This is a genomic window from Streptomyces sp. NPDC087906 (assembly GCF_055584925.1).
Genome location: NZ_JBVJLC010000017.1, coordinates 31,136 through 51,847 on the forward strand (window position 1 = coordinate 31,136; position 20,712 = coordinate 51,847).

General features: G+C 72.4%; 21 protein-coding genes. 16 read left to right on the forward strand and 5 right to left on the reverse strand.

Translation table 11 applies throughout. From position 1 onward, the window contains the following. Nucleotides 1-7 precede the first annotated feature (7 nt). Genes ACZ63I_RS32730 through ACZ63I_RS32740 form a run of 3 tightly spaced genes read left to right on the forward strand, consistent with a single transcriptional unit; the run spans nt 8 to nt 2,867 of the window. Nucleotides 8-1,087: an AAA family ATPase gene (locus ACZ63I_RS32730; RefSeq protein WP_469343130.1), complete on the forward strand. Its 1,080-nt coding sequence runs from the start codon at nt 8-10 to the stop codon at nt 1,085-1,087. Next, the gene (locus ACZ63I_RS32735) at nt 1,084-1,839 is read left to right on the forward strand and encodes an NUDIX hydrolase (RefSeq protein WP_469342969.1); all 756 of its coding nucleotides are present in this window, start codon (nt 1,084-1,086) and stop codon (nt 1,837-1,839) included. The genes ACZ63I_RS32730 and ACZ63I_RS32735 overlap by 4 nt, the downstream gene beginning before the upstream one ends. Beyond that, complete coding sequence (locus ACZ63I_RS32740; RefSeq protein ID WP_469342970.1) at nt 1,836-2,867, forward strand: ADP-ribosylglycohydrolase family protein; 1,032 nt, start codon at nt 1,836-1,838, stop codon at nt 2,865-2,867. Before ACZ63I_RS32735 ends, ACZ63I_RS32740 begins: the two co-directional genes overlap by 4 nt. 16 nt (nt 2,868-2,883) lie before the next feature. On the opposite strand, the gene ACZ63I_RS32745 is transcribed toward ACZ63I_RS32740, so the two are convergent. Next, nucleotides 2,884-3,597, reverse strand: a complete 714-nt coding sequence (locus ACZ63I_RS32745) for a nucleotidyltransferase domain-containing protein (protein ID WP_469342972.1) — start codon at nt 3,595-3,597, stop codon at nt 2,884-2,886. Between the two features lie 77 nt (nt 3,598-3,674). Here ACZ63I_RS32745 and aroH point away from each other — a divergent pair, with 77 nt between their 5' ends. From aroH to der, 5 genes are all read left to right on the forward strand, one after another. Then, nucleotides 3,675-4,037 carry a chorismate mutase gene (gene aroH, locus ACZ63I_RS32750; RefSeq protein ID WP_469342973.1) on the forward strand — a complete coding sequence of 121 codons (363 nt, stop codon included), beginning with the start codon at nt 3,675-3,677 and terminating at the stop codon, nt 4,035-4,037. Beyond that, nucleotides 4,034-5,119: a prephenate dehydrogenase gene (locus ACZ63I_RS32755; RefSeq protein ID WP_469342974.1), complete on the forward strand. Its 1,086-nt coding sequence runs from the start codon at nt 4,034-4,036 to the stop codon at nt 5,117-5,119. Before aroH ends, ACZ63I_RS32755 begins: the two co-directional genes overlap by 4 nt. 114 nt (nt 5,120-5,233) lie before the next feature. Further along, nucleotides 5,234-5,968, forward strand: a complete 735-nt coding sequence (cmk, locus tag ACZ63I_RS32760) for a (d)CMP kinase (RefSeq protein ID WP_469342975.1) — start codon at nt 5,234-5,236, stop codon at nt 5,966-5,968. A gap of 68 nt (nt 5,969-6,036) precedes the next feature. Further along, entirely contained in the window at nt 6,037-6,639 is a 603-nt protein-coding gene (locus tag ACZ63I_RS32765) for a lysophospholipid acyltransferase family protein (protein ID WP_469343132.1), read from the forward strand. Between the two features lie 54 nt (nt 6,640-6,693). Continuing rightward, nucleotides 6,694-8,154 (forward strand): ribosome biogenesis GTPase Der, encoded by a 1,461-nt coding sequence (gene der, locus ACZ63I_RS32770; protein ID WP_469342976.1) that lies wholly within the window; start codon nt 6,694-6,696, stop codon nt 8,152-8,154. A 67-nt stretch (nt 8,155-8,221) separates the two neighbouring features. On the opposite strand, the gene ACZ63I_RS32775 is transcribed toward der, so the two are convergent. Both ACZ63I_RS32775 and ACZ63I_RS32780 read right to left on the reverse strand, forming a co-directional pair. Further along, nucleotides 8,222-8,542 carry a hypothetical protein gene (locus ACZ63I_RS32775; RefSeq protein WP_469342978.1) on the reverse strand — a complete coding sequence of 107 codons (321 nt, stop codon included), beginning with the start codon at nt 8,540-8,542 and terminating at the stop codon, nt 8,222-8,224. A gap of 101 nt (nt 8,543-8,643) precedes the next feature. Continuing rightward, nucleotides 8,644-9,420, reverse strand: coding sequence for a hypothetical protein (locus ACZ63I_RS32780; protein ID WP_469342979.1), 777 nt, complete (start codon nt 9,418-9,420; stop codon nt 8,644-8,646). 182 nt (nt 9,421-9,602) lie between these two features. On the opposite strand from ACZ63I_RS32780, the gene ACZ63I_RS32785 reads away from it, so the two are divergent. The 3 genes from ACZ63I_RS32785 (at nt 9,603) to ACZ63I_RS32795 (ending at nt 12,110) form a co-directional block, all read left to right on the forward strand. Beyond that, nucleotides 9,603-10,454 carry a hypothetical protein gene (locus ACZ63I_RS32785; protein ID WP_469342981.1) on the forward strand — a complete coding sequence of 284 codons (852 nt, stop codon included), beginning with the start codon at nt 9,603-9,605 and terminating at the stop codon, nt 10,452-10,454. A 223-nt stretch (nt 10,455-10,677) separates the two neighbouring features. Next, entirely contained in the window at nt 10,678-11,637 is a 960-nt protein-coding gene (locus ACZ63I_RS32790; RefSeq protein ID WP_469342982.1) for a helix-turn-helix transcriptional regulator, read from the forward strand. Nucleotides 11,638-11,894: 257 nt separating this feature from the next. Further along, on the forward strand, nt 11,895-12,110 hold the full coding sequence (locus ACZ63I_RS32795) for an I78 family peptidase inhibitor (RefSeq protein WP_469342983.1): 216 nt from the start codon (nt 11,895-11,897) through the stop codon (nt 12,108-12,110). A 17-nt stretch (nt 12,111-12,127) separates the two neighbouring features. Here ACZ63I_RS32795 and ACZ63I_RS32800 read toward each other — a convergent pair whose 3' ends face one another. Continuing rightward, nucleotides 12,128-13,108, reverse strand: coding sequence for a phosphatase PAP2 family protein (locus tag ACZ63I_RS32800; protein WP_469342985.1), 981 nt, complete (start codon nt 13,106-13,108; stop codon nt 12,128-12,130). A 308-nt stretch (nt 13,109-13,416) separates the two neighbouring features. Here ACZ63I_RS32800 and ACZ63I_RS32805 point away from each other — a divergent pair, with 308 nt between their 5' ends. Together ACZ63I_RS32805 and ACZ63I_RS32810 are read left to right on the forward strand one after the other, a co-directional pair. Then, nucleotides 13,417-15,105: an MFS transporter gene (locus ACZ63I_RS32805; protein WP_469342986.1), complete on the forward strand. Its 1,689-nt coding sequence runs from the start codon at nt 13,417-13,419 to the stop codon at nt 15,103-15,105. 74 nt (nt 15,106-15,179) lie between these two features. Further along, nucleotides 15,180-16,367 carry an acyl-CoA dehydrogenase family protein gene (locus ACZ63I_RS32810; protein WP_469342987.1) on the forward strand — a complete coding sequence of 396 codons (1,188 nt, stop codon included), beginning with the start codon at nt 15,180-15,182 and terminating at the stop codon, nt 16,365-16,367. A gap of 50 nt (nt 16,368-16,417) precedes the next feature. Here ACZ63I_RS32810 and ACZ63I_RS32815 read toward each other — a convergent pair whose 3' ends face one another. After that, complete coding sequence (locus ACZ63I_RS32815) at nt 16,418-16,855, reverse strand: cell division protein SepF (RefSeq protein ID WP_469342989.1); 438 nt, start codon at nt 16,853-16,855, stop codon at nt 16,418-16,420. A gap of 309 nt (nt 16,856-17,164) precedes the next feature. Here ACZ63I_RS32815 and ACZ63I_RS32820 point away from each other — a divergent pair, with 309 nt between their 5' ends. The 3 genes from ACZ63I_RS32820 to ACZ63I_RS32830 all read left to right on the forward strand — a co-directional run bounded on the left by ACZ63I_RS32820 (nt 17,165) and on the right by ACZ63I_RS32830 (nt 20,699). Next, nucleotides 17,165-18,355 carry a DUF5685 family protein gene (locus ACZ63I_RS32820; protein WP_469342990.1) on the forward strand — a complete coding sequence of 397 codons (1,191 nt, stop codon included), beginning with the start codon at nt 17,165-17,167 and terminating at the stop codon, nt 18,353-18,355. 171 nt (nt 18,356-18,526) lie between these two features. Continuing rightward, entirely contained in the window at nt 18,527-19,417 is an 891-nt protein-coding gene (locus ACZ63I_RS32825; RefSeq protein WP_469342991.1) for a S1 family peptidase, read from the forward strand. 187 nt (nt 19,418-19,604) lie between these two features. After that, the gene (locus tag ACZ63I_RS32830) at nt 19,605-20,699 is read left to right on the forward strand and encodes a S1 family peptidase (RefSeq protein WP_469342993.1); all 1,095 of its coding nucleotides are present in this window, start codon (nt 19,605-19,607) and stop codon (nt 20,697-20,699) included. Nucleotides 20,700-20,712: the final 13 nt, after the last annotated feature.

Sequence of the window (20,712 nt, forward strand, 5' to 3'; positions counted from 1 at the left end):
GGGCGACCTGACGCGCCATCAGCACGGCCTGGTACTGGGGAAGTTCTATCCGCCGCACGCCGGCCACCACCACCTCGTCCGCACGGCGAAGGGGCGCTGCGCCCGGCTGACCGTGCTGGTCTGCGCCTCGTCCGTCGAGTCGGTGCCGCTCGCCGACCGGGTGCGCTGGATGCGCGAGGTCCACCCGGACGTCACGGTCGTGGGCGCGGTCGACGACGTACCCATGGACCTGGGCGACCCCGACATCTGGGACGCGCACATGGCGGTCTTCCGCGCTGCCGTGCCCGAGCGGGTCGACGCGGTCTTCTCCTCCGAGGCGTACGGCACCGAGCTGGGCCGCCGGTTCGGCGCGGCGTCGGAGTGCGTCGACCCCGGGCGTACGGCCTACCCCGTCTCCGCCACGGCGGTGCGCAAGGACCCGGTGGGCTGCTGGGAGTTCCTGTCGCCACCGGTGCGCGCCGCGCTCACCCGCCGGGTCGTGGTCGTCGGCGCCGAGTCCACCGGCACCACCACCCTGGCCCTGGCTCTCGCCGAGCACTACCGGGGGCGCGGCGGGATCTGGGCGTCGACCGGCTATGTGCCCGAGTACGGACGGGAGTTCAGCGAGGAGAAACTGGCCGAGCTGCGCCGGGCCCGGCCCTCGGCGCACTGGTCGGAGGTCGAGTTCAGTACGGACGACTTCCCGCTGATCGCCCTGCGGCAGAACGAACTGGAGGAGCGGGCGGCGCGGTCGGGCTCGCCGGTGCTCTTCTGCGACACCGACTCGTTCGCGACCACCGTCTGGCACGAGCGGTATCTGGGCGGCCGCAACCCGCGCGTCGAGGAGATCGCCGACCGCGTCGAGCACCAGTTGTGGCTGCTCACCGACCACACCGGAGTCCCCTTCGAGGACGACGGACTCCGGGACGGCGAGGAGCTGCGGCCCTGGATGACCGGCCGGTTCCGGGCCGAACTGACCCGAACGGGACGGCGGTTCCTGACGGTCGGCGGCCCGCCCGCACGGCGGCTCGCGGCAGCCGTCGAAGCCGTGGACGAACTGCTCGGCCGGGGCTGGGACTTCGCGCCGCCCCTCCCGGAGCGCCGGTGACAGCGCGCCCCGGAGCGCCGGAGGGCTACGACCCGGCCGCCTTCGAACCGTTCGCCGTCACCGTCGACCTCGCCGTCTTCACCGTCCGGGAGGGCCGGTTGCACGTGCTGCTCGTGGAGCGCGGCCAGGAGCCGTACCGGGGCGCCTGGGCGCTGCCCGGCGGGTTCGTGCTGCCCCGGGAGTCCGCCGGGGACGCCGCGCTGCGTGAACTCGCCGAGGAGACCGGGCTTTCGCGGGAGAACGCCACCGCGCTCCACCTCGAACAGCTCGCCACCTACAGCGATCCCGACCGCGACCCGAGGATGCGGGTCGTCTCCGTCGCGTACGCGGCGCTCGTCCCCGACCTGCCCGAGCCGCGCGGCGGCGGCGACGCGGCGAGCGCCGACTGGACGGCGCTCGGCGCGGGCGGGGCACCGGCGGCGGGGCCGCTCGCCTTCGACCACGAACGGATCCTCGCCGACGCCTACGAGCGGGTCGGCGCCAAGCTCGAATACACCTGTCTCGCCACGTCGTTCTGCCCGCCCGAGTTCACCCTCGGCGAGCTTCAGCAGGTGTACGAGACGGTCTGGGGCGTCGTGCTCGACCGGCCCAACTTCCGCCGCAAGGTGCTCGCCACGCCCGGCTTCGTACAGCCCGTCGAAGGACCGCCGCGCAGGACCGGCGGCCGGGGCAAACCGGCCGCGCTCTACCGGCAGGGCCCCGCCACCACGCTGCATCCACCGCTGCTCCGACCGGAAGGGCGCACCCCATGACCACAACTCCCGCGAAAACGTACGCGAAGCGGCCGGCGACCGGCGCCCTGATCGGGCTGGCGCTCGGTGACGCGCTGGGCTTCCCGACCGAGTTCAACGACGTGCCGTCGATCCTCGCCAAGTCCGGCCCCTGGCGCGACATGGCGCTGCCGGACCCGGCCTTCGTCACCGACGACACCCAGATGACCCTCGCGCTCGGCAAGGGCATCGTGACCGCCCTCGACCGCACCCGCGCGCTCGACCCGGCGAGCCTCGAACCGCCCGTGCGGGCTGAGTTCGTCGCCTGGTACCACGACCCGCAGAACAACCGCGCCCCTGGCCGCACCTGCCTGGACGCCTGCCGACTGCTGGAGGACGACCGCCCCTGGCAGCGGGCGAGCCGGCTCGGCTCGAAGGGCTGCGGCGCCAACATGCGGGTGGCGCCCGTCGGACTCGTACCCGGCCTGGACGACGAACAGCGCGCGGGCGCCGCGCAGTTGCAGGCCGCCCTCACCCACGGCCACCCCACGGCGCTGGCCGCTTCCGACCTCACGGCCCGCGCCGTCCACCTCCTCGCACAGGGCACCGAACCCCTCGGCCTCGTCGGCCGGCTGCGCTCGTACGCGTACGAGAACCGCACCCGCTACGACCACCGGTGGCTCGGCGACCTGTGGACCCTGGCCGACGATCCGACCCCCGAGGCGTTCATCGCCCGGGGCTGGGACGACTGCCTCGCCGCCCTCGACCGCCTCCAGCAGGCCCTGCGCACCCCGTCCCCCGAGACCGACCCGTGCCTGACGACGGGCGACGGCTGGATCGCCGAAGAAGCGCTGGCCACGGCGCTGCACTGCTTCCTGCTCTTCCCCACGTCCCCCCTGACCGCCCTGCGCCGAGCGGCCTGCACCAAGGGCGACTCGGACTCCCTCGCCTGCCTGGCGGGCGCTTTCGCGGGAGCCCACCTGGGCGCGGCGGCCTGGCCCGAGCAGTGGGCGACCCGCATCGAGTACCGGCCCGACCTGCTGACCCTCGGCGCGCTCTGGGACGCCTGAGCCGACCGGCTCGGCGCTACCCCGCGCTCCCGTCAGGGACATCCGGCGACGACAGCGCCGAGGCGCGGCGGGTGCGGGTCAGGAATGCCTCCACTCGCGCGCGGTCCGGTTCCGGTGGGAGGGGGGAGCCGGGGAGCGCCGCCTCCGCCTCCGCCGCCAGGTCGTTCATCCGGCGTTCGACCTCCGGCCAGCGGACCTCGCCGCGCTTCACCGCCAGCAGCGGCTCCCGCTGGTCGCCCACGTCGATGACGAGTGCCCCCGTGCGGAGCAGGTCGCGGCAGGAGGCGAGCAGCCTGAGCAGGTGCATGGCGTGCTTCCAGCGCGGGGCGCCGTGCTGCCGTACGTCCGCCTCCAGCTTTCTGCGCTGGCCCAACGCGTAGCGCAGGAACGTCTCGTGCGCCCGCAGCGACAGGAACGCGTCGCGCAGGGCGAGCAGTTCGCGGCCCGTGGCGTCCGCGTGCTCCACGAGCGGGGAGTGCAGGCACTCCAGGACGTTGGGGTTGGCGCGCAGGGCGAGTTCGCAGAAGCGTTCCAGCTCCCAGGAGAACTGCTCGTCCGCCGGGCCCTCCACGTGCGTCGGCGGCTTCTCGAAGCGCCAGAACAGCGCGGTAGGGGCGAGGAAGACCCCGCGCCGGTCCGTGTCCGACCCCTCCGTCGCGAGCCCGAAGGCGCGGGAGCCCGTCACACACGCGTAGACGGTGTGGTCGCGGACCAGGGCCTCAGGCGTCATGGGCGCGACGCTACCCGGCCGGACACGCTCTAGGCTGAACGGAGCACGCGATCATCGTGGACGAACAAGGAGGAACCGTGGCGGTACGAGCGGTCCGTGGCGCGGTCCAGTTGGAGCGGGACGAGCGCGGGCACATGGACGAGCAGGTCAAGCAGCTCCTGTCCGCGATCCTCGACCGCAACGACCTCACGCCCGACGACCTGATCAGCATCTGGTTCACGGCCACCCCCGACCTGCACAGCGACTTCCCCGCCGCGGCGGCCCGCGGCCTCGGCATCGTGGACGTGCCGCTGATCTGCGCGCAGGAGCTGGACATCGCCGGTGCCATGCCGCGCGTCGTGCGGATCCTCGCCCACGTCGAGTCCGGCAGGACCAAGGCGGAGATCGCGCACGTCTACCTCGGCGCCGCCGCCGCCCTCCGCAAGGACATCGCCCAGTGAGAACAGCCGTCGTCATCGGAACGGGCCTGATCGGCACATCGGCCGCGCTCGCCCTCGCCGGCCGCGGCGTCGCCGTGCACCTCACCGACCACGACCCCGACCGGGCCCGCACGGCCGCCGCGCTCGGTGCCGGTACGGACGAGCCGGCGCCCGGCACCGTCGACCTCGCGATCGTCGCCGTACCGCCCGCGCATGTCGCCACGACCCTCGCCGACGCCATGCGGCGCGGGGCCGCCCGCGGCTACCTCGACGTCGCCAGCGTCAAGGGCGGCCCGCGCCGCGAGCTGGAGGCGCTCGGCCTGGACCTGACCAGCTACATCGGTACGCACCCGATGTCCGGCAAGGAGCGGTCAGGGCCGCTCGCCGCCACCGCCGACCTGTTCGAGGGGCGCCCCTGGGTGCTCACCCCGGCCAGGGACACCGACACCGAGGTGCTCAACCAGGCCCTGGAACTCGTCGCGCTCTGCCGCGCCGTGCCCGTCGTCATGGACGCCGACGCCCACGACCGGGCCGTCGCCCTCGTCTCGCACACCCCGCAACTGATCTCCTCCATGGTGGCCGCCCGGCTCGAAGAGGCCGACGAGACCGCCGTGCGCCTCTGCGGGCAGGGCATCAGGGACGTCACCAGGATCGCCGCGTCCGACCCCGCCATGTGGATCGACATCCTCACCGCCAACCCGGGCCCCGTCGCCGACGTGCTGGCCGGGATCGCCACCGACCTCGGCGAGACGGTCGAGGCGCTGCGCGCCCTCCAGTCGTCGGACGAGGAGAAGCGGCGCGGCGGCGCCGCGGGCATCGAGGACGTGCTGCGCCGGGGCAACGCGGGCCGGGTCCGGGTGCCGGGCAAGCACGGCGCCGCCCCGAAGACGTACGAGATCGTGGCCGTCCTGATCAGCGACAGCCCCGGCGAGCTGGCCCGGATCTTCGCCGACGCCGGGAGCGCGGGGGTCAACATCGAGGACGTACGGATCGAGCACGCCACCGGGCAGCAGGCGGGCCTCGTCCAGCTCATGGTCGAGCCGGCGGCCGCGCCCGTCCTCAACGCCGCCCTGCGCAACCGCGGCTGGTCCATCCGGCAGTGACCCGGGGGCCGTCCGGCCCCCGGAAGGACGCGTGCACCGGCGCCCTGAGTACTCGGTAACCTTGTGCGGGGGCCGTTGCCACGTCCCACCGCACCCCAGCCGTGAACCAGGAAGGTGTCCACTCCCGTGGAAAGCGCCGCAACCGCCGCAACCGCAGCCAGGACCGCCCCTGCCGCCGTGATCGTCGCCATCGACGGCCCCTCGGGCACGGGCAAGTCGAGCACCTCCAAGGCGGTGGCCCTCAAGCTCGGGCTGAGCTTCCTGGACACGGGCGCGCAGTACCGCGCGATGACCTGGTGGATGATCAGCAACGGCATCGACGTACGGGACGCCGCGGCGGTCGCGACAGCGGCGGGCAAGCCCGTCATCGTCTCGGGCACCGACCCGGCAGGACCGACGATCACCGTGGACGGGGCCGACGCATCGGGCCCGATCCGCACCCAGGAAGTCACGTCGAAGGTCAGCGCCGTCAGCGCGGTCCCCGAGGTGCGGGCCGTCATCACGCGGCTGCAGCGCTCCGTCGCCGCCTCGGCCGAGCACGGCATCGTGGTCGAGGGCCGGGACATCGGTACGACGGTCCTGCCCGACGCGGACGTCAAGGTCTTCCTCACCGCGTCGGCCGAGGCGCGCGCCGCCCGCCGCAGCGGCGAGCTGGGCGGCAAGGACGCCGCCGACGTCGCGGCGACCAGGGAAGCCCTCATAAAGCGGGACGCCGCCGACTCCAGCCGCAAGACCTCCCCGCTCGCGAAGGCGGACGACGCGGTCGAGGTCGACACCACCCACCTCACGCTTCAGCAGGTCGTCGAGTGCATCGTGACCCTGGTCGAGGAGAAGCGGGCGGTCCGGTGAGCACCGCCGAGCGGGCCGCCCCGTCCCGCAGAGGCGCGGCGGTCGGACGGGGCATAGGCGTCGGCCTGATGAACGGCCTGTGGCGGCCCCGGGTGCTGGGCGCCTGGCGGGTCCCCGCGAGCGGCCCGGTGATCCTGGCCGTCAACCACTCGCACAACATCGACGGCCCGATGCTGATGGGCACGGCGCCCCGGCCCGTGCACTTCCTGATCAAGAAGGAAGCGTTCGTCGGGCCGCTCGACCCGTTCCTGCGCGCGATCGGGCAGCTCAAGGTGGACCGCGCGGTCGCCGACCGCACGGCGATCACCGACGCGCTCGGCCTGCTGGCGGCCGGCGGGGTGCTCGGGATCTTCCCCGAGGGCACCAGGGGCGAGGGCAATTTCGCCTCTTTGCGGTCCGGTCTCGCATACTTCGCAGTACGGTCCGGTGCGCCGATCGTGCCGGTGGCTGTCCTGGGCAGCACGGAGAGCCACGGCCGGCTGGTCAAGGCGCTGCCCCGGCTGCGCAGCCGCGTGGACATCGTCTTCGGCGACGCGTTCGTGGCGGGCGACGGCAGCGGCAGGCGTACGCGCGCCGCGCTGGACGACGCCACGGTCGGCATCCAGCAGCGGCTGGCCGCCCACCTGGACGACGCCAGGCGCCTTACCGGGCGCCCGGCAGGACTTGAGTAGTGCGCCACATGTGGTGGCGCACCGATCACGATGGATGAACGAGGTACAGACTTCATGAACGACCAGATCGACTCCGACGACGAGCACGGAGAGCTTGGCGATGCCGAGTACGCGGAGTTCATGGAGATCGCCGCGCAGGAGGGCTTCGACCCCGAGGACGTGGAGGGCGCGATCGGCGAGGCCGGACACGGCCCGCTGCCCGTGCTCGCCGTCGTCGGCCGGCCGAATGTCGGCAAGTCGACCCTTGTGAACCGCATCATCGGCCGCCGTGAGGCGGTCGTCGAGGACAAGCCGGGCGTGACCAGGGACCGGGTCACCTACGAGGCCGAGTGGGCGGGCCACCGCTTCAAGGTCGTCGACACCGGCGGCTGGGAGCAGGACGTCCTCGGTATCGACGCCTCCGTCGCCGCCCAGGCCGAGTACGCGATCGAGGCCGCCGACGCGGTCGTCTTCGTCGTGGACTCCACCGTCGGCGCCACCGACACCGACGAGGCCGTGGTCCGGCTGCTCCGCAAGGCAGGCAAGCCCGTGGTGCTCTGCGCCAACAAGGTCGACGGGCAGAGCGGCGAGGCGGACGCCACGGCGCTGTGGTCGCTCGGCCTCGGCGAGCCGCACCCCGTCTCGTCCCTGCACGGCCGCGGTACGGGCGACATGCTCGACGCCGTGCTCGAAGCGCTGCCGGAAGCCCCCGCGCAGACCTTCGGCACCGCCATCGGCGGCCCGCGCCGTATCGCCCTCATCGGGCGGCCGAATGTCGGCAAGTCGTCCCTGCTGAACCGGGTCGCCAAAGAGGACAGGGTCGTCGTCAACGAGGTGGCGGGCACCACCCGCGACCCGGTCGACGAGCTGATCGAGCTGGGCGGCGTCGTCTGGAAATTCGTCGACACGGCGGGCATCAGGCGCCGGGTCCACCTCCAGGAGGGCGCGGACTACTACGCGTCGCTGCGCACCGCCGCCGCCGTCGAGAAGGCGGAGGTCGCCGTCGTCCTGATCGACACGAGCGAGTCCATCAGCGTCCAGGACCAGCGCATCATCACGATGGCCGTGGACGCGGGCCGCGCCCTGGTCATCGCGTACAACAAGTGGGACACGCTGGACGAGGACCGGCGGTACTACCTGGAGCGCGAGATCGAGACGGAGCTGGCGCAGGTCGCCTGGGCGCCCCGGGTGAACGTGTCGGCGCGTACCGGACGGCACATGGAGAAGCTGGTACCGGCGATCGAGACGGCGCTGGCCGGCTGGGAGACCCGGGTGCCGACGGGACGGCTCAACGCGTTCCTCGGCGAGCTGGTGGCCGGGCATCCGCACCCGATCAGGGGCGGCAAGCAGCCGCGCATCCTGTTCGGCACGCAGGCGGGTACGAAGCCGCCGCGGTTCGTGCTGTTCTCCTCGGGCTTCATCGAGGCCGGCTACCGGCGGTTCGTCGAGCGCAGGCTGCGCGAGGAGTTCGGCTTCGAGGGCACCCCGATCCATATCTCGGTGCGGGTGCGCGAGAAGCGCGGCCGTAAGAAGTAGCGGCAGACGGGCGGGCCCGGCACGGATCATCCGTGCCGGGCCCGCCCGTCTGCGCTGGTACGCCGACTCACGCCTCGCGACGCGGGGCGGGCGGCAGCGCCGCCGGGGTGTGGCGGGCGACGGGCTGCCGGGAGTCCCGCTGCCAGGAGCCCTGGTACGGCGTGTGCGCGCGGTCGCCGTGTCTGCCGCGGCCGGCGCCGAAGGCCGTGAAACCGAGGTTGTCCTCACCGCTCCTGTCGCCGGGGAGCGCTCTGAACGACCGGAGGAACTCGGAGTACAGCGCGTCGTAGATCGGGGTCGTCGAATACCCGTCCGCCACGTCCTGCGCGGGGCGCATCGAGGGGATCTGGCTCTGGTACTGCGGGCGGGAGGGGTCGTATGAGTGCACGTATGTGCCAACGACCCCGTGCCCCGTCGGATGCGGGTATGACCGGGAAATTGCCGGTCAACGGGGTGGTGACGGGTGCGCGACGGGGCGCGCCCGCGCCGTCACGTGCCCGCCAGCGGCATCGCGGCCGCCACCAGCCGGCCGTTGGCCGCCGCCTTCTCCAGGGCGTCCCGCAGCAGGTCCTCACGGGGCTGCTGGCCGATCGAGCCGACCGGCGCCGCGAACACCAGGACCTGGTGCGACTTGTTGGCAGCCGCCCGCCAGCCCTCGGTGACCTGGAGCGGCTGGTGCGCCTGCCACCAGGCGACCTGGCCGCTGCCGCCCGTGCCGGGCTGCAGAACGGCGTGGAGCTGGCCCATGGCGAGCAGCACGGACCAGCCGGGCAGCACGCCGGGCCGGCCGCCGAGGTCGGCGACCGGCTGGAAGCCCTGCTCGACCAGGAGCGGGAGGAACTCGTCCATCGTGCCGCCGGATCCCGCGCGGGCGATCGGCGCCGTCGGCTCCACCACAAGAGCGGGGTGCAACTCGCCCTCGATCAGCACCAGCCCGCTGGTGACGCCCAGCACGGCCTGCTGCTCGGCCCCGGCAGGCGCCTGCGGCTCGTTGCCGGTGATGGACCTGACCGCGCCCTGGAGCTGGTCCTCGGCGACCTGGACGACCTGGGACGGGATGCAGGTGGCGTGGGCGAAGGCCAGGACGGCCGTCTCCTCGCCGACGAACAGGACGGTGCTGGTCCGCTCCTGCTCGGAGTCTCCGGGGGTGCGGCAGGACGTGCAGTCGTAGCTGCCCGGGGAGTTCTCGCCGGTGAGCAACCGGTCGGCTTCTTCGTCGCCGATCTCGGCGCGGACGTCCTCGCTGACATCGAGCATGCGCGGCACGGGGTGGCTCCTCGAAATCGGTGCGTGAACCGGGCTCTTCCCGGCTCGTACGAGGTTCAACGGGCGAGCCGTGGCCGGGGTCACGCGCGAGGGCGAACAGAATCGGACGGGCCAGGACCGCAAGATCGAACAATTCTGCTGCCGGAGGGCACCTGTGCGGCGATTTTCGCATCTATAGCCGTATGACCAGATCGACCGGGCGGCGGACCGCGCGCGAGGAATGGGCCGCCGACTGCGTGGCCGACTCGGCCGGCGGCATCACCTTCGACGTGCTGGGCGCCGCCCGCCCCGACGCCGTACTCGTCCTCCGCAGGCGCCCCGCCGCCGACCCGGCGGACGACGTACGGCTGCCCCTGACGGGCGCGGGCGGACGCCGGCTGCGCGCCGTGCTGCCGAGCACCGTCGAACTGCCCGAGGGCCACTGGGACGTACGCACCGGGGCGCGCGGCGAGCGCCCCGTACGCCCCGGTGTACGCGACGCGCGGGCGCTCGTGGGGCGGACGCCCGGCGCGGGCCGGGTGATCGCCCGCGTCCCGTACGTGACAGCCGACGGCACCCTCGCCGTACGGAGCTGGGTCAGGTCGCCGCACGCCGAGGTCGCCGAGGTCCGCTGCGCGCCGGGCACGGTCACGGTCGAGGGCGCGCTGTACGGCGCCGAACTCGGCCGGGAAGCAGCGGTCGAAGCGCGCCCGCGCGACGCCGGGGAGACCCACCGCGCCCCGGTCACCGGCAAGGGCGGCACCTTCGCCTTCACGCTCCCGCACGCGCCGCTGACCGCCGAGTCCGGCGAAGCCGCCCGATGGTGGGACCTGTGGCTGCTCCCCACACCCGGCGGCCCCGCGGTCCGGCTGGCGCGCATCCTCGACGACGTCTGGAACAGACGAGGCAGCGCCCTAAGACTGCCGCCCCCGACGGACGGACGCCGGGTAACGCCGTACTACACGGACGACAACGGCCTGAGCGTACGTCTGGACGCCCTCCCCACGGCGACTCCTGTGGCCCCACCGTCGGAGCCCGCACCGCTCGGGGCCTAGCGCCTGGGACTCACCGGGGGGAGGGGGCCGGGGTCGGAGGAGGGGGGTGTCCGGACGTAAAGCGTGGGAGCGCTAGCGATCGAGCAGTCCGGACACCCCCCTCCGGAGGCCCCGGACCCCGGCACCAGCCGGACGCGGCGCAACCAAAACCCGCAACCGAAACCGCGCCGGACGGCGAAACCGCGGACCGAACCCGTCCGCAACCCCTGGCAGACTCAGCCGCATGTTGGACACCTCCGCCCGGCTGCTCCGGCTCCTCTCCCTCCTCCAGGCCCACCGCGACTGGTCGGGCGCCGATCTCGCCGAGCGGCTGGGCGTCACGCCCCGGACCGTCCGGCGCGACGTCGAGCGGTTGCGGGAACTCGGCTATCCGGTCAACGCCAGCCCCGGCACCGGCGGCGGCTATCAGCTCGGTGCCGGCGCCGAGCTGCCGCCGCTGCTCCTCGACGACGACGAGGCGGTCGCCGTCGCCGTCGGGCTGCGTACCGCGGCGGGCAACGGCATCGAGGGCATCGGCGAAAGCTCCGTACGCGCCCTGGCCAAGCTCCAGCAGGTGCTGCCCGACCGGCTGCGCCGCAGGGTCACCGCGCTCAACGCGTTCACCGTCCCGATGCTGCGCAGCCCCGGCCCTTCCGCCGTCGACCCGGCCGTCCTCACCGAACTGGCCACCGCGTGCCGGGACAGCGAGGGGCTGCGCTTCGCCTACCAGGACCACGACGGGGCGGTCGGGCAGCGCCGGGTGGAGCCGCACCGCCTGGTGTGCACCGAGCGCCGCTGGTACCTCGTCGCGTGGGACGTCGACCGCGCCGACTGGCGGACGTTCCGGGTGGACCGGATCACCCCCACCCCGCCGCACGGCCCACGCTTCGCCCCGCGCACCCCGCCGGCCGACGATCTCGCCGCGTACGTGTCGCGCGGGGTCTCCACGCGCGTCTACGCCACGTCCGCGGTGCTGCGGCTGCTGGTGCCCCGCGAGGAGGCGGCGGGGCTCGTGTCACCGTCCTCGGGCACCCTGGAGGCGGTCGACGACCGGAGCTGTCTGCTGCACACCGGGGCCGCGAGCCTCGACGTTCTGGTCCTGCACGTGGCGCTGCTCGGTGTCGACTTCGAGGTGGTCGAACCGGTCGAGCTGACCGAGCACGTGAGGGTCCTCAGGGACCGGCTGTCCCGGTCTCTTCGCTGAATTCGGCCCGCGGCCGATATTCCGCCGGCTTACCGGACGGTTACCTGCGGGTGGAATTCAGGGGCAGCGAATTTATGTGATCTTCAGGTGCTTTGAATTCATCCGGGGCATCTTGTGAACACGCTGTGAGCGCGCGTCATTCGCTTCGGAAGCGTGTCGTCATTCTGTGACGAAAGCGTGACCGCTCACTGACCGGAACGGGTTGTCCGGATGGCGGACGCTTCCTTCACCGTCCGCGTACGCCTACGGTGAATGGCATGGCACCGACACCGACATCACCCGACCGTCCCGACGACGACACCGAGGCGTACGTGGGCCTCACAGCCGAGAGCGCCGAGCGGCGCGCGAGGGAGCGCGGCTGGACCACCGTACGGTCCCTGCCGCCCGGCTCGATCATCACGATGGAGTACGTCGCCGGGCGGCTGAACTTCGAGGTGGACGACGAGACTGTGGTCCGCTGCTGGCTGGGCTAGCCCCCCGTCGGGGCAGGTCAGCCGCCGGTGACGGGCCGCGAGTGCGGCGGCCTGCGCGAGCCGGCCGGCGTGCCCGGTGAGCGCTCCGAGCGCAGCGTGTGCGGCCGCGGCTGGGCGAGCTGCGCCGGGCTGCGGCCCGCCGGGTTGCGGCCGGTGTGACCCGCGCCGATCGGCTCGCGCTGGGAGTCGTCCTCGGTGGGCGGCAGCGTCGGCACCTGCGACGGCTGGAGGCCGCCCGCCGGGACCCGCGCGGGTGAAGCAGCCCTCGCGCGCGCCCGCAACTGGTCGCGCACGGCGAAGATGATCTGCTCGGCTCGGCCGATCGTGGGCTCGCACCAGGGCAGCGCGAGCAGGATCAGCATGCCGGCGGCCCAGCCGAGCAGCACGTCGCTGAGCCAGTGCGTACCGAGGTAGACCGTGGTGGCGCCGACGCCCAGGGACAGCGCGGACGACAGGATCGACAGATAGCGCCTGGTCAGCGGGGTGGTGGCCAGATAGGCCAGGATTCCCCAGGTCACGACGGCGTTCGCGGTGTGGCCCGAGGGAAATATATCGCCGCCGGCGAACAGCTCGGCCGAGCCGATCTGCGTCGCGTAGTGCGGGCCGAGCCGGCCGAGGCCGAGCTTCACCGCACCGACCGTCACGTTGAGCAGCAGCAGAGCCGCGCCGAGGGCCAGCAGCGGGCGCAGCGTGTGCTGCCGCCAGGAGCGCCAGCCCAGCCAGGCGGCGATCATCACCGCTGTGGGGCCGCGCTGGCCGAGGACCACGAAGTAGTCGAGGAACGCGTGCAGTCCCGGCCACTGCTGATAGGGCCGGAACAGCATGACCTTCCAGTCGAGGGTCACCAGCCAGGACGAGTCCAGCACGGCAACGACGATGGCGAGATAGAACGCCAGCGTCCCGCCGAAGAGAGCCGTGCGGGTACGGCTCATCCGCGGGATCTCTATCTTCGGCGGCTCCGGCTCCCGGTCCAGCCGGGCGAAGATGTCGGTACGCACCCAATCGACGTTACAGCGAGTGAGTGCGTGAACCGGTCGTTCCGGTCTCTTTGTGATGACGATGTGATGTGGAGTATGTCTCAGCTCACGGTTTATCCCGGCGGGTAACCGAAATCCAAGTGAGTCGCTCCTTATTAATCGACACGCCGAGTGTCTACGTGTCTTTGTGGGGTCTTGAATTCGTTCACCGCCGCGTTACGCCGAATTTCCCCCGAGGGCGGCCGCGCGAGGTGAGGCGTGCACCACACGCCACAGGAGCCGACTCGCGTACGCTCGCCGGGCGCGCAGCACGCAGGGGAGGTACACAGATGTCGGGCACCACCACGGCCGCAGCACGGCCGGTCGCCGCCGGCGCCCGCGGCGGTGCGGGCCGCTGGCTCGTGCTGGTCGTCCTGTGCGTCAGCCTGCTGCTGGTCGCACTCGACGCGACGGTGCTGCATGTCGCGGTCCCCGCCGTCACGGCCGATCTGCGGCCCACCGGGGTCGAACTCCTGTGGATCGTCGACGCGTATCCGCTGGTCTGCGCCTCGCTGCTGATCCTCTTCGGCACGCTCGGCGACCGCGTCGGCCGCCGCAAGGTCCTGCTGATCGGCTACGCCATCTTCGGCGCGGCCTCGGCGCTCGCCGCCTTCGCCGCCACTCCGCAGATGCTGATCGGGGCGCGTGCGCTGCTCGGGATCGGCGGCGCGATGATCATGCCGGCGACGCTCTCGATACTCCGCGCGGTCTTCCCCGACCGGCGGGAGCGCGCCGTCGCCATCGGCGCGTGGACCGCCGTCGCGGCCGTCGGCGCCGCCGTGGGGCCCGTACTCGGCGGATTTCTCGTCGAGCACTTCTGGTGGGGCTCGGTCTTCCTCATCAACATCCCGCTGCTCGCCGTCATCCTGCCGCTCGGCAGGGCGGCGCTGCCCGAGTCGCGCGGCAGCGCCGAAGGGCCCTGGGACGTGCTCGGGGCGCTGCTGGCCGCCGCCGGGGTGCTCGGCGTGGTCTTCGGGGTGAAGCGGCTCGGCGCGGGGGAGGGCATCCTCTCGGGCGCCACCGTCGGACCGCTGTGCGCGGGGGCCGCGCTGCTGGTGGTCTTCGTCCGCAGGCAGCGGCGCCGGGCGCATCCGCTGATCGACGTGCGGATGTTCGCCAGGAAGACCTTCGCCACCTCCGTCGGCTGCATCGTCCTCGCCATGCTCGCGCTGGTCGGGCTGGAGCTGATCGCCGTCCAGTACCTCCAACTGGTGCTCGGACTCAGCCCGCTGGAGACCGGACTGCGGCTGCTGCCGCTCACCTTCGCCGCCATCGCCGCGGGCGCCACCGGATCGCTGACGCTGCGCAGGCTGGGGCCGCGCGCGATGGTGTCCTGGGGATTCGCACTCACCGCTGCCGCCGTGCTGCTGCTGGTCCTGATGGGGCAGCACGACCGTCCGGTGCTGCTCACCGCCGCTTTCGTCCTGCTCGGGGTCGGGCTCCAGTCCACCCTCTTCGGGGCGTACGAGTCGATGCTCAGCGAGTGCCCCGCCGACGAGGCGGGCGGCGCGGCAGCGATCGGCGAGACGTCGTACCAACTGGGCGCGGGTCTTGGCATCGCGCTGCTCGGCAGCGTGATGAACGCGGCGTACGCGCCCGGACTGTCGTCCGTACCCGGTGTCCCGGCGGCGGCGCGCGCGGCTGCCGCCGACTCGCTGGGGGAGGCGTACCAGGTGGCGGCCCGGCTCGGCGGGCCCGCAGGCACCTCGCTGCGGACGGCCGCCCGTAACTCCTTCGTACACGGCCTGCACGTGACGCTGCTGGTCAGCGCGGGACTGCTGCTGCTCGGCGCGCTGGCCGCGCTGCGGCTGCCGCGGACCGCGGACTGCCCTGCGGGCGCGGCGGCGCCGGCCCCGCGGATATCGCTGGTCAAGCAGGGCGGCGGGGAGCAGCATGGCGCGCGGGCCGGGGCGGGGCCGCTCGGGGTACCGGCCGGCAGAGCCGCTTCCCGGCAGGCGGGGTCGGCCCGCCAGCTCTAACTACCGCTGCTAGTTTTGGTCGTGAGCAGACCGAGTTCGAGCTTCAGTCCGTGCGAGCCGCCGGAGGCAGCGCCATGTCAGCATCCTCAGCCCTTTCCTTCGACCCCCATGACCCGCTCGGCATCGACGATCTGCTCAGCCCCGAGGATCTCGCGATCAGGGAGACCGTCAGGGACTGGGCCGCCGACCGGGTGCTGCCGCACGTCGCCGAGTGGTACGAGAGCGGCGAGCTGCCCGGCATCCGCGAACTGGCCCGCGAACTCGGCGCCATCGGCGCCCTCGGGATGTCGCTGACCGGGTACGGCTGCGCGGGCGCCACCGCCGTCCAGTACGGCCTGACCTGCCTGGAGCTGGAGGCCGCCGACTCGGGCATCCGCTCGCTCGTCTCCGTCCAGGGCTCCCTCGCCATGTACGCGATCCACCGCTTCGGCTCCGAGGAGCAGCGGCAGCGCTGGCTGCCGGGCATGGCGGCGGGCGAGACCATCGGCTGCTTCGGCCTCACCGAGCCCGACCACGGCTCCGACCCGGCGGGCATGCGCACCTACGCCAGGCGGGACGGCTCCGACTGGCTGCTCACCGGACGCAAGATGTGGATCACCAACGGGACCGTGGCGGGCGTCGCCGTCGTCTGGGCGCAGACCGACGACGGCATCCGGGGTTTTCTGGTGCCGGCCGGGACCCCCGGCTTCACCGCCCCCGAGATCAAGCACAAGTGGTCGCTGCGCGCCTCGGTCACCAGCGAACTGGTCCTCGACGACGTGCGGTTGCCGGCCGACGCCGTACTGCCGGAGGCCACCGGGCTGCGCGGCCCGCTCGGCTGCCTGAACCACGCGCGGTACGGGATCATCTGGGGCGCCATGGGCGCCGCGCGCGCCAGCTTCGAAGCGGCCCTCGACTACGCGAAGACCCGGGAGCAGTTCGGCCGGCCCATCGGCGGCTTCCAGCTCACCCAGGCCAAACTCGCCGACATGGCCCTCGAACTGCACAAGGGCATCCTGCTCGCCCACCACATCGGGCTGCGCATGGACGCGGGGCGGCTCCGCCCCGAGCAGGTCAGTTTCGGCAAGCTCAACAATGTGCGGGAGGCGATCGAGATCTGCCGCACGGCACGGACCATTCTCGGCGCCAATGGGATCTCGCTCGAATATCCCGTGATGCGGCACGCCACGAATCTTGAGTCGGTGCTCACCTACGAGGGCACCGTCGAGATGCATCAACTCGTCCTGGGCAAGGCGCTCACCGGTCTCGACGCGTTCCGGTGAACCCGGCGTCAAGTGCCGGTGAACCCGGAGTGAACCGGTGAGCGCCCTGCTCAGCTCTGATTGAAGAAGCCGTCCTGCGTACGGCCGGCCGGATCGCCGGAGACGATCTCGGTGTCACCGGGGGTCAGCAGAAAGACCCGGGTGGCGACGCGGTCGATCGAACCGTGCAGTCCGAAGATCAGCCCGGCGGCGAAGTCGACGACGCGCTTGGCGTCGGCGGGCTCCATGGAAGTGAGGTTCATGATGACCGGGACGCCGTCCCGGAAGAGCTCGCCGATGCTCCGGGCGTCCCGGAAGCTCTCCGGGGAGACGGTGGCGATCCTGCGGTCCTGCTCGGGAGCGGGCCGGGAGGCGACCCGCACCCGGGGGTCGGTCTTCCAGGCTTCGCCGCTCTCCGCACCTTCGGCGTACTCGTCGTCGTCGTAGTACCGCTCGTCGTTGTCCTCAACGAGGCCCAGCCAGGCACTCGCCTTGCGCACCGATCCCATGGACGCCTCCTTTCACCGCGGTCACTTGTGGTTCCGCTTCTCTATCGTCGTCCATAATGCGGATTGAGCGCCAAGGGGATAGTCGCCGCAGAGGCGATTCGTGACGGTACTGGTGCAGAAGATGTGGCGGTTCGTCAAGGTTCTTCCTGGGTACGGGCCATGGCCCGGCACGAAATATGAATTTCGGGCCAGACGGGTGACGCAGGGGACGTTCGGGTGAACCGTCACTCGATACGATGCGTTTCGCACACGAGAACGAGCGAGAAACGGCTGGCGACAGCCCAAGGACGACGTACCGGGGGGACGGTCGTGTTCGGAATAGTCAGACCCTGCGCACATCGGCTGGCAGGCAGCCTCAAGACCGAGTGGACGGCCCATCTCTGCGGGCTGTGCCTGGCACTTCGCTCGGACCACGGACAGTTCTCCCGGGTTGTCACCAACTACGACGGCCTGATCGTCTCCGTCCTGACGGAGGCTCAGACCGGGCGCACCGCCGGGCAGCGGCGCACAGCAGGTCCCTGCCCGCTGCGCGGGATGCGAACCGCCCCGGTGGCAAGAGGTGAGGGCGCGCGGCTCGCCGCCGCCGTCTCGCTGGTGCTGGCGTCGGCGAAGATACGGGACCACGTCGCCGACGGTGACGGGCTGTTGAGGCGCAGGCCGCTGGCGGCGGCGGCCCGCCGGGTCGCCGCGGGCTGGGACAAGGCGGGCGCGCGCACCGGCGCCGAGCTGGGCTTCGACACGGCCGTACTGGTCGAAGCCGTCGACCGGCAGCCGGACATCGAGCTGCTGGCGGGCCCCGGCACCCCGCTGCTGAATGTCACCGAACCGACCGAGACGGCGACGGCCGCGGCGTTCGCGCACACCGCCGTCCTGGCGGGCCGGCCCGGCAACCAGGCGCCGCTCGCCGAGGCGGGCCGGCTCTTCGGACGGCTGGCCCATCTGCTGGACGCCGTGGAGGACAGGGAAGCTGACGCCGCGTCGGGTGCCTGGAACCCGCTCGCCGCGACCGGCACCCCGCTGCCGGAGGCGCGGCGGCTCGCCGACGACGCGGTGCACGGCATACGTCTCGCCCTGCGGGACGCCGAGTTCGTCGACGGCAGACTGGCGCACGTACTCCTGGCGCACGAACTGCGCACCTCCGTCGACCGGGCCTTCGCCACGACGACGGCCTGCACGCACACGCACGCGCATCAGGGCCACAGCGCGGGCCCCGGGCCGGACACCGACCCGGACGCCCCTGCCGACCCCTGGACCTCCGGAGGGCGCGTCCAGCCGCCCGAGCCGCCGCGGAAGGACGGGCGGGGCTTCCTGGCCGGCTGCGCGGTCTTCGCCGGACTGCTCTGCACCTGCCGGATGTGCTGCGCCGAGCGGTACGAGGGCCCGTGGTCGGGCAAGCGGCGCGAGGGCTGCTGCCAGAGCTGCGACTGCGACGGCGGCTGCTGCGACTGCTGCCAGTGCTGCGACGGGTGCGACGGCTGCGACTGCGGGTGCGACTGCTGAGATGTGACGGTCGGTCAGCGGGCTGCCCGCTGCCCCTTCTGACGGCGTTCACACCCCCTGTCCACACCCCCTACGACCTGCGAAGCTGCGGCCAGAAGGCGGCCTTGTGCGGCTCGTCGGCACGCCTCGATACTCCGAGCGGCATGGCTTTCGACTCGGAGGAACGCACACGTGTGGATCAAGCACATCCGGCTGCCGTCGGCCGTCGCGGGGCTCGTCGTGGGGCTGGTCGCGACGCTCGTACTGGCCGCCCCCGTACCGACGGCTGTCGCCGGCGCGGCCCCTGCGGCCGTCGGGGCGGCCCGGCTCGCCGCGCTGGGGGAGGCCGTACGCCACGCCGACGTGGCCGGCACCGCCTGGTACACCGACGGGGCCGACGGCGCCCTGGTCGTCACCGCCGACAGCACCGTCCCGCCCGCCGGGATCGCCGAACTGCGGGAAGCGGCCGGGCCCGGGGCGGGCGCGCTGCGCGTCGAGCGGGTCGCGGGCAGGATCTCCCCGCTCATCTCCGGCGGCGACCCGGCGTCGGCCACCGGCTGGCGCTGCTCGGCCGGCTTCAACGTCCGCAAGGGCGCCACGTACTACTTCCTGACGGCGGGGCACTGCACCGAACGCGGCTCGTCCTGGTACACCAACGCCTCCCACTCCGTGCGTATCGGCCCCACGGCGGGCTCCAGCTATCCGGGCAACGACTACGGCATCGTGCGCTACGCCAACACCTCGCTCCGGCACCCCGGCACGGTCGGCAGGACCGACATCACGGCGGCGGCCGAGGCGAGCGTGGGCATGCGGGTCACCCGCAGGGGCTCCACCACCGGTGTGCACAGCGGGACCGTGCTGGGTCTCGACACCACCGTCAACTACGGCGGCGGCCACATCATCTCGGGGCTGATCCGCACCAACGTCTGCGCCGAACAGGGCGACAGCGGCGGCTCGCTGTACTCCGGCAGCCGGGCCGTCGGCCTGACGTCCGGCGGCACGGGCGACTGCCGCTCCGGCGGCACGACGTACTTCCAGCCGGTCACCGAGGCGCTCAAGGCCTATGGCGTACGGGTCTATTGAGATACGGGGCTATTGGGAGTGATGTGCCGAAGCGGATGGAGGCCGCGTGGCCGTATTGAGACCTTCGTGTGCGTGTCCTGCGACCGGCCTTGTGTGCTACTGGCCGGTTTAGGAATAGTGGGCGGCTCATCCTCCGTGCCGGAACACCCCACTTGTCCCGGCGCGGCCCCCCACAGGAGGCCCATGTATGAAGCATCGGCACATATCCAAGAAGCGGGCGACGATGGCAGGCGGCGCTGTGGCCGCCCTGGTCGTGGCAGGAATCAGCTTCCAGACGGCCAACGCCAGTGAGGCGGCACCGCAGTTCGCGGTGAAGTCACTGTCCGCGACAGCGGCAGGGACGCTCTCCTCGCACCTGAACAAGGATCTGGGAAGCGACGCGGCCGGCTCGTACTACGACGCCAAGTCCAAGGCGCTCGTGGTGAACGTCGTCGACGACCAGGCGGCGGAAGTCGTGCGCCAGGCCGGTGGCAAGGCCCGAGTGGTGGAGAACTCCGCGAAGGAACTCACCGCCGCACGCAAGACCCTGGCGGCGAAGGCCGCCATCCCGGGCACGTCCTGGTCCGTCGACCCGGTCAGCAACAAGGTCGTCGTCAAGGCCGACCGCACGGTCAAGGGCGCCGAGCTGACCAAGCTCAACAGCGTGGTCGAGCAGCTCGGCGGCACGGTCGCGCTCAAGCGGTCCGCGGGGGAGTTCAAGCCCTTCGTCTCCGGCGGTGACGCCGTGACCGGACCTGTCCCCGGCGGTACGGCACGCTGCTCGGTCGGCTTCAACGTGACCGTGGGCGGCGCCCCGTACTTCATCACGGCGGGGCACTGCACGGCGGACATCCAGACCTGGTCCGACGCGCAGGGCAACCAGATCGGTTCGACCGAGGGCTCGGACTTCCCGGGTCACGACTACGGCCTGGTCAGGTACAACGACGGCGTGGACCACCCCAGCGAGGTCAACCTCTACGACGGCAGCGCACAGCCGATCACCGGGGCGGCCGAAGCGACGGTCGGCCAGTCCGTGACCCGCAGCGGCTCCACCACCCAGGTGCACAGCGGTACGGTCCTGGGGCTCGACGCCACCGTCAACTACGGCAACGGTGACATCGTCAACGGGCTCATCGACACCGACGTGTGCGCCGAGCCCGGCGACAGCGGCGGCTCGCTCTTCTCGGGCAGCTCCGCGATCGGGCTGACCTCGGGCGGCAGCGGTGACTGCAGCTCGGGCGGTGAGACGTTCTTCCAGCCGGCCACGGCGGCGCTCGCCGCGTTCGGCGCCGAGATCGGCTGACGCCGGTACCGGT

Bases quoted from the DNA above. Each gene is read 5' to 3' on its own strand.
- ACZ63I_RS32745 (WP_469342972.1), bottom strand. From the start codon at position 3,597: ATGACGCCTGAGGCCCTGGTCCGCGACCACACCGTCTACGCGTGTGTG.
- ACZ63I_RS32765 (WP_469343132.1), top strand. From the start codon at position 6,037: ATGAACGGCCTGTGGCGGCCCCGGGTGCTGGGCGCCTGGCGGGTCCCC.
- ACZ63I_RS32815 (WP_469342989.1), bottom strand. From the start codon at position 16,855: ATGGGATCGGTGCGCAAGGCGAGTGCCTGGCTGGGCCTCGTTGAGGAC.
- ACZ63I_RS32805 (WP_469342986.1), top strand. From the start codon at position 13,417: ATGTCGGGCACCACCACGGCCGCAGCACGGCCGGTCGCCGCCGGCGCC.
- der (WP_469342976.1), top strand. From the start codon at position 6,694: ATGAACGACCAGATCGACTCCGACGACGAGCACGGAGAGCTTGGCGAT.
- ACZ63I_RS32790 (WP_469342982.1), top strand. From the start codon at position 10,678: ATGTTGGACACCTCCGCCCGGCTGCTCCGGCTCCTCTCCCTCCTCCAG.
- ACZ63I_RS32785 (WP_469342981.1), top strand. From the start codon at position 9,603: ATGACCAGATCGACCGGGCGGCGGACCGCGCGCGAGGAATGGGCCGCC.
- ACZ63I_RS32830 (WP_469342993.1), top strand. From the start codon at position 19,605: ATGAAGCATCGGCACATATCCAAGAAGCGGGCGACGATGGCAGGCGGC.
- ACZ63I_RS32740 (WP_469342970.1), top strand. From the start codon at position 1,836: ATGACCACAACTCCCGCGAAAACGTACGCGAAGCGGCCGGCGACCGGC.
- ACZ63I_RS32795 (WP_469342983.1), top strand. From the start codon at position 11,895: ATGGCACCGACACCGACATCACCCGACCGTCCCGACGACGACACCGAG.
- ACZ63I_RS32810 (WP_469342987.1), top strand. From the start codon at position 15,180: ATGTCAGCATCCTCAGCCCTTTCCTTCGACCCCCATGACCCGCTCGGC.